Raw genomic sequence first — 12,854 nt, 5'->3', positions numbered from 1 at the left:
CGCGCCCGCCGAGCGAAAACGTGCAGCGCAGTTTTAGCTGAACATCAGTGCGGTCAACAGAAAATCGAGGCCGAGCACCGCAAGCGACGCGTACACAACCGTCTTGGTCGTGGCGCGCGACACGCCTTCCGGCGTCGGCTTGGCTTCGTAGCCCTGAAACAGCGCCACAAAGGTCACCGCGAGGCCGAACACCACACTCTTGATGACCCCGGCGCCCACGTCACGCCAGACATCGACGCCGCCTTGCATCTGCGACCAGAACGCGCCGGCATCGACGCCGATCAGCAGCACACCCACCACATAACCGCCGAACACGCCGACCGCGCTGAAAATCGCCGCGAGGATCGGCATGGAAATAATGCCCGCCCACAAGCGCGGCGCGACAACGACCTTGACCGGGTCCACCGCCATCATTTCCATCGCGGTCAATTGCTCGCCCGCCTTCATCAAGCCGATTTCGGCCGTGAGCGACGTGCCGGCGCGGCCCGCAAACAGGAGCGCCGTCACCACCGGCCCGAGTTCGCGCACCAGCGAAAGCGCGACCAGCAGACCCAACGCCTGTTCGGAACCGTAACGGTTCAGCGTGTAATAGCCCTGCAAGCCGAGCACGAAGCCGACGAACAGCCCCGACACGGCGATGATCACCAGCGAATAATTACCCACGAAGTGGATCTGCTTCGTGACAAGGCGCGGCCGGCGCAGCAACGGGAAAAACTCGAGCAGCAGCCGGAAGAAGAACCGCGTGGCGTAGCCGGCCGTTCCCAGCCCGTCGAGTACCGAGCGACCAAGCGCGCTGATCATGACTGACCTCCGCCGATACCGAAATCCGCCGCGAGCGGCGTCTTGCTGGGATAGTGGAATTTGAACGGGCCGTCCGGCGCGCCGTCGATGAACTGGCGCACCGTAGCATCGGTCGACGCGCGCAGCTCAGCCGGCGTGCCTTCGGCATGCACCCCGCCATTGGCGAGAAAATAGACGTAGTCGGCAATTGCGAACGATTCCGGCACGTCGTGCGTGACCAGGATCGACGTCGCGCCAAGTGCCTGATTCAGCGCGCGAATCAGGTTCGCCGTAATGCCGAGCGAGATCGGATCGAGGCCGGCGAACGGCTCGTCGTACATCATCAGCTCAGGGTCGAGGGCAATCGCACGGGCGAGCGCCACCCGCCGCGCCATACCGCCCGAAATCTCCGACGGCGCGAGGTCGCGCGCACCGCGCAAGCCGACGGCGTTGAGCTTCATCAACACGAGGTCGCGGATCAGTTCTTCGGGAAGGTCGGTGTGCTCACGCAGCGCAAAAGCGACATTTTCGAACACCGACATGTCGGTAAACAGCGCGCCGAACTGGAACAGCATGCCCATCTTGCGACGCAGCGCGTAGAGGCCGTCGCGCGTTTGTGCGCCGATGTCCTGGCCCTGGAACAGGATCTGGCCACGTTGTGCGCGCACCAGACCGCCGATCAGGCGCAGCACTGTGGTTTTGCCGCAACCCGAGCCGCCCATAACCGCAACGACCTGGCCGCGCTTGAAGCGCAGATTCAGGTTCGACAGGACGAGCCGGTCGCCATAACCGAAGTCGACGTCGCGCAGCTCGAGTAAGGTCTCGGGGGAGGAAGACACGAAACTGACAGTCCTTTTACACGGAAGGCCGAATTATAGGGCCATCATGGAAATGCTGCCGTGAGGTGCCCTGTCCCTTTACTGAACTTGACGATTATTGCGTAAACGCATGTTGCAGCGCAGAAACAGCGACAGCCGGGTCGGCGGCTTCGGTCACGGCGCGCACCACGGCCGCGCAGCCCACGCCCGTCGCCAGCACGTCCGGCAGCACCTGCAGATCGATCCCACCGATCGCCACCAGCGGCACGACGCCGTCGAGCAGGCGGACATACCGCGCCAGACGCTTGAGGCCTTGCGGGGCGGTCGGCATGACTTTGGTGGTAGTCGGGAACACCGCGCCCAATGCAATGTAGCTTGGCCGGAAATGCAGTGCTTTCAGAATCTCGTAGAAACCGTGCGTCGACAGGCCGAGGCGGATGCCGGCGGCGGCAAGTGCCGACAGATCGGCCGTATGCACGTCTTCCTGGCCAAGGTGGACGCCGTAAGCGCCCGCTTCCAGAGCGGCTTGCCAGTGATCGTTGATGAAAACCTGGGCATCGTGCTCACGGCCCGCGGCGACACAGCGGGCGATTTCGCGCTTCAGTTCGTCGGCGGGTTCGGCCGATTTGCGGCGCAACTGGACCGTTTTCACGCCTAGGCCCACCACCCGTTCGACCCACTCCGCGGTCGGCAGCACCGGGTACAGGCCGAGCCGGTCAGGGCAACGCGCGAACGCTTGCGCCGGCGCGGCCGGCAGACCGGCGAGGCGTGGGAAGTGCGCGATATCGTCCGGAAAGGCGTCGTCCGCTTTGGTCTCGTCGCCGTCACGCCAGGCCAGCGCCAGGACCAGCGCGTCGTGTGGATCGAAGCCGCAATCCAGAAACGCCGCCAGCGCGGGAATCCAGTCTTCCGCCAGATGGCCCTCCAGACTGTATTTCTCGCCGCCCAGATGCAGCGTCGCCGCGTTCTCGGCGGCGACGATCACGCCTGCGCCCTGCACCTGCCAGCGCGCCACCTGCTCGCCATGCTGCTGCGCGTCGGCGACGATGATCAGGTCGCCGCCGTTCGGCTCGTCCGGCGCGGTCAGGCAGATGCGCCACGGCGCGTGGGTTGGCGGCCACTCGCCCAGGCGGGCGCGGATCCGCTCGGCGGCTTCGGTGAGTTCATCGGCAGGCGGCCAGAAGAGGTCGCGGCCAGTCAAAGGCAAAGTTTGCGTCATGCGGCGCTCCCGTCTTGGTGCCAGAACGGCATGCCGACCACCGGCGTGCTCGCGTGCGCGCTTTCGCGCTCGGCCATCGGCCCCGCCAGAAAGGCCTGGCGGCCCGCTTCGACGCCCAGCGCAAAGGCGCGCGCCATCGCGTCGGGGTGCGTCGCCTGCGAAACGGCAGTGTTCAGCAGCACGCCGTCGAAGCCCCACTCCATCACTTGCGCCGCGTGCGACGGCACGCCGAGGCCGGCGTCGACGATCAGCGGCACGTCGGGCAAGCGCTCGCGCAACACGCGCAGGCCGTACGGATTGATGACGCCCTTGCCGGTGCCGATCGGCGCGCCCCACGGCATCAGCGCTTCACAGCCCGCATCGAGCAGGCGGCGGCCGATCACCAGATCTTCGGTGCAATACGGGAGCACCTTGAAGCCGTCCTTGATCAGCTGCGTGGCCGCTTCGATCAGGCCGACCGGATCAGGCTGCAGCGTGTAGTCGTCGCCGATCAGTTCGAGCTTGATCCACTCGGTTTCGAAAATCTCGCGCGCCATATGCGCGGTCGTCACCGCCTCGCCGACGGTCAGGCAGCCGGCGGTATTGGGCAACAGCGGTACGCCGTGGCGCTTGAGCAGATCGAAGAAACCGGCTTCGGCGCCGCCTTCGTTCATCTGCCTGCGCAGCGCAACGGTCACCATGCCGGGCTGCGCGGCGTCGATCGAATCGGATAGCGATTGCAGCGATGGATAGCGCGAGGTGCCGAGCAGCACGCGGCTCGCGAAAGTCTGGCCGTAGAGCGTGAGCGCGTCGGCGGTTTGGGGGGCAGTCATTTGCATAATCCTGGTCTCCGGCAAGGCGTGGCGCGGGGCTTAACCGCCGGCCACGGGTTGCACGACGTCGAGCTTGTCGCCCGGCTGCAGCGCGCGCGCCGCATGCTGGGTGCGTGCGACGAAATCGCCGTTCAGCGCGACCGCGAACGGCGGACGCGCGCCGAACGCGGCGAGCGCATCGGCGACAGTCGCGCCTTCGGGCAACGACAACGGCTTCTGATTGATATGAATGTCCATGGTGTTCAAATACGGTTCAGTCGATTGGGGCAGCGGCGTCCGCCTGTTTTGCCTGCGGTTATTTCGCCGGCAGGCGCGCAACGCTCATGCCGGCTCCCGCGTGGCGTCCAGTTGAAACAGCTCGCTCCAGCGCGCGGCATTTTGCCAGTCAGCGAAAGCATCGGCATCGCCGATGCGGCCGTCGAGCAGCGCGGCGGCGAAGCGCACGGCTTCGCCGGCGACTTCGGGCACGATCATGTAGCCGTGCCGGTACAGGCCGTTCACGCGCAATGTCTGCGCGCCATCCCACAGCAAGGCCGGACGGTGGTCCGGCAAAGTCGGGCGGCACTGCGAATTCAGTTCGAGGATGCGGGCCTCGCCGAAGCCGGGATGCACGGAAAACGCCGCGCTCAGCAACTCGAGCGCCGAGCGCACGCTGACCGGCGACATGTCCTCGCCTTCCACTTCGGTCGCGCCGATCACGTAGAGATCGTCCTGCTTCGGCGCGATATACAGCGGGTAGCGCGGATGCAGCAGACGCACCGGCCGCGTCAGCTTGATACCCGGCGCATGCACGCGGGCGACTTCACCGCGGATCCCCCGCAACGTCGGCAGCACCGGCTTCGCGCCCAAACCCCGGCAGTCGATCGTGATGCGTGCGGCCGGCAGCGCATGATCGTCGACTGGCGTGTTCCAGTGCGTTTCGACACCGCGCTGGGCGAGGCCTGCCGCGAGCGCGGTCAACACCTGACGGTTATCCAGTTGGCCTTCGCGCGGCAGCAGCCAGCCCTGGTTGAAGCGGCCCGCCAATGCGGGTTCGGCAGCGCCGACCTGAGCGCCCGCCAGCGTCACGAAGCCGCCGTCGAGCAATTCAGCCGGTGCGTTCGAGCGCACCCGGCGTTCGAACAGCGGCGCTTCGGTGCGATCGGCGTGATGCCATACGACCAGCGTGCCATTGCGCTGGAAGAACACCGGTTCGGGCAATTCGGCCAGCACGCGCGGCCAGGTGTCGAGCGAACTTGCGCCCAGACGGGTGATCAGCAGTTCAGCACTGGCGGCTTCGGCGAGCGGCGCCAGCATGGCGGCGGCGACCCAGGCCGCGGATTGCGTACCTGCGGCGTCGCCGCGCTCATAGAGCGCCACGCGATGCCCTTCACCGGCGAGGCGCCACGCGACGAGACGCCCGCACAGCCCACCGCCGAGCACGGCGAAATCGGGTTGAGCTAAACGATTCATCGCGTGCGCTCCGGGTCACAACGGCAAGCAACGCTAAAACAGCCCGGCGCGCCGACACAACCGACGAAAACGCCGTGAAGAGCAAAACACATGTCTGAAGAATAGGCGGTCATCGAGTCCTTTCCGTACGGCAAAAAAACGCACGTACCCAGGACGAAACCGGCGGGTGAGGCCGGCCGGGCAATAAGCACGTCCAATGACGGACGCCGCCCGGCGGGGAATGGAAGACTGGCTGCTTCCGGAAACTTCCCGCGCCGGTATTACCCGGATCGGGTGCAAAGGGTCTCTCTCAGCCTCGCCGCCGCTGCGTGAAAATCACGCTGCCTGTGGGCAAAGCACCCCTGTTTCGTCGAAGGTCATTAGACCATAAAAGGCGCGGCGCCCGCAAACCAACGGCCTCTGCCGTCACACGCCATTGATCCGTCACTATCTTTCGATTCATCAATACGGCCGAATGCAGCGCTCTGGCACAATGCCAGGACCGGATGCCGCTGGCGCGCGGGCGACATGCTTCGCCGCCCGCGCGCCAGCGGCATCGAGGCGGGACCTCTGAGCGGAAATTAATTTTCACTTAAGGGCTTCGCGCCAGAATCGGTCGCTCACCCGGACGTGCGTTCGTCGAGCACGACGCCCGGGGCACGCACCGCAAACCCGCCGTGGGGCCGGCCCGACTTGGGGGCCGCCCGACGCGGGCCAGCACTTCACCAGGATGCTCATGACACCGAATACCGCTTCCAGCCCCGTGCTGCCGCCGGACGAAAAAGTCTCCGCATGGAGCCTGATCAAACCTTACTGGGTTTCCGAAGAACGAAAAACGGCGTGGGCGCTGCTCATCGCGATCATCGTGATGAATCTGCTCATCGTGTGGATCAACGTGCGCCTGAACCGCTGGAGCGCCGACTTCTACAACGCGCTGCAAACGAAGAACGTGCACGATTTCCCGCACCTGCTGATGGTGTTCTCGGGGCTCGCGTTCGGCTTCATCATCCTTGCCGTGTACGGCCGCTATCTACGCCAGATGCTCGGCTTCCGCTGGCGCCAGTGGCTGACCACACGTTATCTCAACGAATGGCTGCACGACAGCGCCTTCTACCGGATCGAACGCGACCGGCTCGCCGACAACCCCGACCAGCGGATCAGCGACGACCTGCAATCACTCGCCACCAGCACGCTCTCGCTGACCCTCGACCTGCTGTCCACGATCGTCACACTGGTCTCGTTCATGACGATCCTGTGGTCGCTGGCCGGTGCGCTGACCGTTTCGCTCGGCGGCATGCCGGTGCAGATTCCGGGCTATATGGTGTGGGCCGCAGCGCTGTACGCGGTAGTCGGCTCAGTGATCATCCAGAAGGTCGGCCATCCGCTCGTGTCGATCAACTACCAGGCACAGAAAGTCGAGGCGGATTTCCGTTTCGGCCTGATCCGTCTGCGTGAAAACGCCGAGCAGATCGCCTTCTACAACGGCATGGAGACCGAGAAGAAGAACACGCACTCGCTGTTCGGCCGCATCCGCGACAACTGGTGGCAGGTGATGAAGTACACCAAGCGGCTCACCTTCGTGACAGCCTTCTACGGCCAGATTGCAATCATCTTTCCGCTGGTGGTCGCCGCGCCCCGCTACTTTGCGGGTGCTTTCACGTTCGGCGTACTGATGCAGATCTCGAGCGCATTCGGTACCGTCAGCGATTCGTTTTCGTGGTTCATCAACAGTTACGGCAGCCTCGTTGAATGGCGCGCTACCGTGAACCGGTTGCGTGAATTCAAGCGCATCGTGCATGCGCCGCGTCTGAAGGAATCGGTCTCGCCCGCTACTGCGCATGGCGGCATCAATCTGCATTTCGTCGACGAAGACAAGCTCACCACCGAAGGTCTCCAGCTCGCGTTGCCGAACGGCAATCCGTTGTCACGCATCCGCGATATCGCGATCAAGCCGGGCTCGCGCTGGCTGGTGCGGGGCCCGTCCGGCTCCGGCAAGAGCACGCTGATGCGCGCGCTCGCCGGCTTGTGGCCGTTCGGCGACGGCTCGATTGACGCACCGGTCAACGCGCGCATGATGTTCATCCCGCAGGTCAGCTACATGCCGATCGGCACGCTGAAAGCCGCGCTCACCTATCCGTCTTCTGCAGATACCTACACTGACGACGAATGCCGCGAAGCGCTCATCACTTGCCGCCTGTCGGAGTACGCCGACCGCCTGCAGGAATCGGGGCACTGGACGCGCATTCTCTCGCCGGGTGAACAACAGCGCCTCGCCGGCGCCCGCGTGCTGCTGCACAAACCGGACTATCTGTTCCTCGACGAAGCAACCAGTGCGCTCGATTCGGAAAACGAAGCACGCCTCTATCACCTGTTCACCGAGCGGCTGCCGCAGGCGGCAATCGTCAGCGTCGCGCATCGCGAATCGCTGGCGGCATTCCATGACGAAACGCTCGACGTCGAACGCTCGGGCGAACCGATTGCTGCGTGAACAGCATGAACAACGCGAGCGACATGAGCAGCACCGGTGACGCGAGCAGCACGACTGGCATGAGCGGCGCCGGGCTCGATCGGGTCGTCCTGATCACCGGCGCGGGCTCCGGCATCGGCGCCGCACTGGCCCGACGCATCGCCGCGCCGCGCACCGCGTTGATGCTGCACGCCCGTGGCGCCGACGACGAAGCGCGCCAGCGTCTTGCACAGGTCGCCGCCGATTGCAGCGCGAACGGCGCGCGCTGCGCGACGGTGTTCGGCGATCTCGCCGAGCGCGGCGCCGCGGAACACGTGATCCATCGAACGCTCGCGAGCTTCGGCGCGCTTGATCAGTTGGTAGCGAACGCCGGCCACGCGCAACGGCAAACGCTCAACGCACTCGACGCGGATGTGTTCAGCGCCGCCTTCGCCGCCATGCCGGCCGCATTCGCCGCGCTCGTCAAGCGTGCGACGCCTGCCCTGGAAACCTCGAAGCGAGGTCGCGTGGTCGCGCTCAGTTCGTTCGTCGCGCATCGCTATCGCGTGGAAGCGCCGTTCGCCGCAACGGCGGCGGCGAAAGCGGCGATCGAGTCACTGGCCAAAACCGCCGCCGCCGAACTTGCGCCGCATGGCGTGACGGTCAATTGCGTAGCGCCCGGCTATACCCGTAAAGATCGCGGCCCAAGTGCCGATAATGCATCGGTGTGGACCCGCGCCGCCGAAGCGACGCCGCTCGGTCACGTCGCCGAGCCTGCGGATATCGCCGCGCTGATCGCTTTCCTGCTCTCCGACGAAGCGCGTCACATCACCGGCCAGGTGATTCATATCGACGGCGGCCTCACGCTCGGCTAGGCAGCACGCCGCAACATCCGGAAATACGCGAGAACAGTTCGAAAGCATTTGCGAAGCGGGCAAGTTGTTCCGCGCTTTGAAAATCCCCTGTAGCAGCGACGATAGTCGTGCGGGCCGTACCATGCGCCGCCCGCCCCGCCCCTCACTGCTACTGGACTCTCCGCACATGTCACTCGATCGCCGCTTCTATCCTTTGACCCAGCGCGCAGCGCTTGCGCTTGGCGCAGCCCTGCTGCTCACGAGCGCCGCGTACGCTGCGCAAGCCACCCAGCCCACTGAGCCGGCGGATGTTTGCCCCGCGCTCAAACACATCGTCGACGCACCCGACTTCAAGCAGCTGCACGCGCAACCTGCCGCGCAACTGCCGGGCGTATCGGCCGTGGACGACTGCCGCGCCAACACGCACGCCTACGATTGCCACTGGCGCGCGCACTGGCAAGCCGACGGTGTCGTCAATGATCCCCTCGAAGAATTCGGCGCCGATATCGCCGCCTGCTTTCCGAACGTCGTGCACGACGTCAATACGCCGACGCGTCAGCATTTCATCGTGACCACCGAAGATCGGCGCGTAAACGTGACGGCCAGCGTGCAAGGGCAAAACGAACTGCGCCTGCGCATCACGCGCTGAGCGTGGGCCGTTTTTGCCACGCTCCGCTGCTTTTCTGCTGGGACCCGTTGTCATTTGCCGTACTTCCTCACCGCCACCAGGCACCGCATCATGACCTCTACGCCAAGCTTGCGCGCTTACGCTTTCACGCGGGCTCCAATGGCCGCGTGGGTCATGTTGCGGCGGCCGTGTGCGTGGTTCGCCGCCTCGGCCACCCTCGCCTTCGGCCTGAACGGCTGCGCGTGGACGCTGATCTCGGCGGCCGACGCCACCGGCTCCGTGATTCAGGCTGGCTACGCGATCGCGGCAAACTACTCATCGCCGACCTTCGTCAATGGTCGGCCGGCAGACGTGCATAACGTCTGCATCGAAGTGAATCAGACTGTGACAGTCGGCGATTTCGTGCCGGCGCTGCAGCTTGCGCTCGACCGGCACGGCATTCGTTCGGACGTCTACAATCCGGGCACCTCGCCCGCCGGATGCGAGGCGCGTCTCGTCTACAACGCCGCGGTCGATTACGGACGCCGTTCATTCAGCGACGAAACGATCCAGTATCTGTCGATCATCGATCTGACGCTGATTCAGCATGGCCGCATTCTCGTCACCGCGCGTTACCAGACCGGCGGCCTCAACACCGACCGCTTCTCTACCGCCTCGACCAAACTCAATGGTCTGATCGACAAGATGGTGGTCGATCAGACCCAACTGGTCCGGCAGCCGATGCAGACCATTCAGACGTCGCTGGCAAACTAGCCGCACCGTCTGCTTGCTTTCTCTTACGCGAGAAAGAATTCGAAAGCGTTTCGCGCTTTGCTCCGCTCGCGTGGATCACTAAGATGACCTGGATGAACCAATCCATTCTGGTCGTCGACGACGACCCCGTCGTACGTGAGCTCGTCAGCGAATATCTGGTGGGGCGTGGCTTCAAGGTGTCCACGCTCGAACACGGCATGGCGCTGCAGCGTAGCTTGCAGGACGAACGTCCCGCGCTGGTCGTGCTCGACATCATGATGCCGGAGCTCGACGGCATTAGCGCGCTGCGCGCATTACGCGTCGCCGGCGACGATATTCCCGTGATCCTGCTGACCGCGCGTGCCGATCCGATCGACCGCGTGATCGGCCTCGAACTCGGCGCCGACGACTATCTCGGCAAGCCATTCGAACCAAGCGAGCTGGTCGCGCGGATTCGCACGGTCCTGCGCCGCCGCGGCACGATTGCGCCGAGCGCGCCGGAGCAACGCGCGCCCTATCGTTTCGGTCGTTTCGAGGTGAACTTTCCGGCGCGCGAATTGCGCCGCGACGGTGAGCGGATTCCGCTACGTTCGAGCGAATTCGCCATGCTCAAGGTGTTCGTCACGCACTCAATGACCGTACTCACGCGCGCGCAGTTGCTGGAGAAACTGCACGGCAATAGCGAGGTGCATCGCAATCGAAGTCTTGACGTCTCGATCTGGCGTTTGCGGCGGCTGATCGAAGTGGATCCGTCCGAGCCCCGCTATGTGCAGACCGTCTGGGGACGTGGCTACGTGTTCGTACCGGACGGTGAAATCGGCGCTGCGGAACGCGACGCGCCGGCGCCGCTTGCGTGATGCTTGCCCGGCGGGCGCCCGGCGCCAGGCCTCGGACTTAAGAGAATGAATGCGGCGTGTCGCGCATCTCGCGCACACGCCGCATCGACGCTAGAACGTCAGCACACTCAGAAACATTCTCTGCAGCCAGCCCATCGTGGTGGAGTCGGACACCATCCCCGCGCCGGCCTGCTCGATGCGCGCATTCGCGACCTTGCTCGACGCGACATAATTGCCTGATTCGATATCCTTCGGATTGACGATGCCCGACAAGCGCAGACGGTCGCGGTTGCCGCTCATCGAGATCACCTTCTCGCCAGACACCACCAGATTGCCGGTTGACATCGTCCCGATCACGGTCACGGCCAATGTGCCGGTCATGCCGCTGACGTCGGTGAGACTGCCCTGTCCCTTGTATTCCGTACTGGCCGAGCCGATGTTGAACAGCCTCGCTAGCCGCGCGGCGGCGTTGGTCGACTGATCGGCGGCGGTCGCGGTGATGCTGCTCGAACGGCTCGCGGCGGCGGTCGCGCTATTGTTGCCGCTGTATGACTCCGACAGACGGATCGTCAGCACGTCGCCAATATGCTGCGCACGCGGCGTTTCGTAGAGCAGCAAGGGCGCGCCAGCCTGATAGATCGCGCCCTGCGTGTTGACGTTCAGCGGCGCCGACGCGAGCGGCGGCGACATCGGCGTTTCGACGATTGACGGCTGTTGGCCGCTCCCGCAAGCCGTGAGGCAGGCCGCCGCGCCTAGCGCGACAGTGAGACGTAGCGCAGTCATACATGCTCCTTGGCCGGATCGGCCGGGTAAAAAACGGACTTTGCAGTCGTGGTGCCGATGCTTTGTTCAACGATGCAATCTGAACCACGCATGCGCCCGCAACCAGCGTGACAGATGAGGCGTCACATCATCCCGCCTCGGCACCGCTCGCCTGCCATTGCCGTACGACCGATTTCACCCATGCGTCCGAGCCTTTCAGCAAATAGGTGAGCGTGCCGTTGCGGGTGCCCGGCAAAAAGCACAACGTGATCGAACTCACCGCGTTTTCCCACACGTAGACCGGCAGCGCGCCCGATGACGACACGCTTTGCGTCACCAGATGCGGCGTGCCATAACGGTCCGCGAGCGCCTCGCGCAGGTCTTCGGCGGTGATCTCGTCGATCACGAAGGAAATCTCGTACAGACGCAGCGCGCTCTGGCCGTCGACACGCGCAAAGCGCAGCACATGCTCCAGCGCCGGCGCGCCGTCGACGACGGCTTGCGACACCGCCCAACCATCGTCCGCACGATGCGCCCAGCGACAGGCCACCGTCAGACTCTCGCGCGATTTCAGCCGCATGCCGAGTGCGCCTGCCTGCACATCCGTCTCGCAGACGGGCACGCTGCCAATCGGCGTAGCGCGCACGGTCGAACCTGCGCGGAACTCGTCGAGCGTGATGCCGAGCGCAATGCCGCGAAATGCAAACGGCATGTCCTGCGAGCGCCGCCGTGCGTCAGCGGAACCCGCCTTCGACGCAGCGCTGGCCGCGTTCGCTTCGCGCACGACGGGCTGCGCCGCAGCGAACATCGAGAACGCGCCGCCCAGCAGCGCCAGCACGCAGGCAAACCGTTTGAGTGTCATGATTCAGTCGATCGCGGATGAACACATGTCGAACGGGGTGGCCGCGGCATGGCCGACGACCGGGACGATTTTCAGCGTAGCCGCAGTCAGCCGACACGGCAGCGCGGCGACGGCGCAGCCGCCGAGTGGCAGCAGCGCCGAGCCGAGCGTCAACCACGCAGCGACACGGATGAAACGTTCAGGAATGCTCGGGGTCGACACACGGGCCTCGGTGCGTCAGGCAGTCGTGTTGACGTGATGCCCGACCAGCCCCGTCGGCAGCGACGGGGGAGCCTCGCCAGCGGGCTCCCTGGTCTGCGGCGTGGCCAGCGAGTTGGTTGGGGCTGCAGGTTTTTCCGCTGGCGGCGTGGGCGCGAGCGAAGAAAAGCGGGTTGAGCTGAGATTGCTATGAACGGTCATGATGAGCCTCGCGTGGCGCTAGGTTTCGATTTCACGCCGCCTGCCGTGGGCCCAAGGCGTTAGGCTGTTTTCGGCATGCGGCGCAACGTACTGCATGACGAATCATCTCGCTGCGCACGTAGTGGCGATGCGCGAAGGAACGCGCGCTTTTCCACGGTTCTTACGACCCGTTGCGACCCCTTGCCGTCAGTAGCAATTGCGCACAGATTCTTTCCCGGAAGAAATTCAAGCGGTGCAAAATGGCTTCCACGCCGCGCTATGCATGGGCAAATGGG

At 64.8% G+C, this 12,854-nt stretch carries 15 protein-coding genes and 1 riboswitch; of the genes, 5 read left to right on the top strand and 10 right to left on the bottom strand.

Annotation, left to right across the window (positions count from 1 at the left end; all coding sequences use genetic code 11):
* Positions 1-33: 33 nt before the first annotated feature.
* The 6 genes from mlaE to BM438_RS32670 form a co-directional block, all read right to left on the bottom strand.
* Positions 34-801, bottom strand: coding sequence for a lipid asymmetry maintenance ABC transporter permease subunit MlaE (gene mlaE / locus BM438_RS32695; protein WP_054036607.1), 768 nt, complete (start codon positions 799-801; stop codon positions 34-36).
* Entirely contained in the window at positions 798-1,619 is an 822-nt protein-coding gene (locus tag BM438_RS32690; protein ID WP_093643433.1) for an ABC transporter ATP-binding protein, read from the bottom strand. Before BM438_RS32690 ends, mlaE begins: the two co-directional genes overlap by 4 nt.
* Positions 1,620-1,713: 94 nt before the next feature.
* Entirely contained in the window at positions 1,714-2,817 is a 1,104-nt protein-coding gene (gene thiE / locus BM438_RS32685; protein ID WP_093643431.1) for a thiamine phosphate synthase, read from the bottom strand.
* Positions 2,814-3,629, bottom strand: a complete 816-nt coding sequence (locus tag BM438_RS32680; protein ID WP_054036603.1) for a thiazole synthase — start codon at positions 3,627-3,629, stop codon at positions 2,814-2,816. Before BM438_RS32680 ends, thiE begins: the two co-directional genes overlap by 4 nt.
* 39 nt (positions 3,630-3,668) lie before the next feature.
* Complete coding sequence (gene thiS, locus BM438_RS32675; protein WP_028199627.1) at positions 3,669-3,866, bottom strand: sulfur carrier protein ThiS; 198 nt, start codon at positions 3,864-3,866, stop codon at positions 3,669-3,671.
* An 84-nt stretch (positions 3,867-3,950) separates the two neighbouring features.
* Positions 3,951-5,081: an FAD-dependent oxidoreductase gene (locus BM438_RS32670; RefSeq protein WP_093643429.1), complete on the bottom strand. Its 1,131-nt coding sequence runs from the start codon at positions 5,079-5,081 to the stop codon at positions 3,951-3,953.
* Positions 5,082-5,310: 229 nt separating this feature from the next.
* A riboswitch (TPP riboswitch) is annotated at positions 5,311-5,434 on the bottom strand.
* A gap of 362 nt (positions 5,435-5,796) precedes the next feature.
* On the opposite strand from BM438_RS32670, the gene BM438_RS32665 reads away from it, so the two are divergent.
* From BM438_RS32665 to BM438_RS32645, 5 genes are all read left to right on the top strand, one after another.
* Positions 5,797-7,548: an ABC transporter ATP-binding protein/permease gene (locus BM438_RS32665; protein WP_093643427.1), complete on the top strand. Its 1,752-nt coding sequence runs from the start codon at positions 5,797-5,799 to the stop codon at positions 7,546-7,548.
* A gap of 59 nt (positions 7,549-7,607) precedes the next feature.
* Positions 7,608-8,381: an SDR family NAD(P)-dependent oxidoreductase gene (locus BM438_RS32660; protein WP_093643573.1), complete on the top strand. Its 774-nt coding sequence runs from the start codon at positions 7,608-7,610 to the stop codon at positions 8,379-8,381.
* Between the two features lie 166 nt (positions 8,382-8,547).
* Positions 8,548-9,009 carry a hypothetical protein gene (locus BM438_RS32655; protein ID WP_093643425.1) on the top strand — a complete coding sequence of 154 codons (462 nt, stop codon included), beginning with the start codon at positions 8,548-8,550 and terminating at the stop codon, positions 9,007-9,009.
* 90 nt (positions 9,010-9,099) lie between these two features.
* Entirely contained in the window at positions 9,100-9,741 is a 642-nt protein-coding gene (locus BM438_RS32650; protein WP_093643423.1) for a hypothetical protein, read from the top strand.
* Between the two features lie 92 nt (positions 9,742-9,833).
* A complete protein-coding gene (locus BM438_RS32645) occupies positions 9,834-10,577 on the top strand; it encodes a response regulator (protein WP_093643571.1) in 744 nt (247 codons plus the stop codon).
* A gap of 90 nt (positions 10,578-10,667) precedes the next feature.
* Here the strand turns inward: BM438_RS32645 and BM438_RS32640 are convergent, their stop codons facing one another.
* The 4 genes from BM438_RS32640 to BM438_RS32625 all read right to left on the bottom strand — a co-directional run bounded on the left by BM438_RS32640 (position 10,668) and on the right by BM438_RS32625 (position 12,579).
* The gene (locus tag BM438_RS32640; RefSeq protein WP_093643420.1) at positions 10,668-11,339 is read right to left on the bottom strand and encodes a flagellar basal body L-ring protein FlgH; all 672 of its coding nucleotides are present in this window, start codon (positions 11,337-11,339) and stop codon (positions 10,668-10,670) included.
* A 127-nt stretch (positions 11,340-11,466) separates the two neighbouring features.
* Positions 11,467-12,180 carry a hypothetical protein gene (locus tag BM438_RS32635; RefSeq protein WP_093643418.1) on the bottom strand — a complete coding sequence of 238 codons (714 nt, stop codon included), beginning with the start codon at positions 12,178-12,180 and terminating at the stop codon, positions 11,467-11,469.
* A 3-nt stretch (positions 12,181-12,183) separates the two neighbouring features.
* Complete coding sequence (locus BM438_RS32630; RefSeq protein WP_323137087.1) at positions 12,184-12,351, bottom strand: DUF6726 family protein; 168 nt, start codon at positions 12,349-12,351, stop codon at positions 12,184-12,186.
* A gap of 45 nt (positions 12,352-12,396) precedes the next feature.
* A complete protein-coding gene (locus tag BM438_RS32625) occupies positions 12,397-12,579 on the bottom strand; it encodes a hypothetical protein (protein ID WP_093643414.1) in 183 nt (60 codons plus the stop codon).
* Between the last annotated feature and the right edge of the window lie 275 nt (positions 12,580-12,854).

Origin of the sequence: Paraburkholderia aspalathi (genome assembly GCF_900116445.1) — a bacterium.
GTDB classification, from domain to species: Bacteria; Pseudomonadota; Gammaproteobacteria; order Burkholderiales; family Burkholderiaceae; genus Paraburkholderia; species Paraburkholderia aspalathi.
Note: the sequence above shows the minus strand (reverse complement) of the source record. Positions and strands in the feature narration are given on the sequence as shown.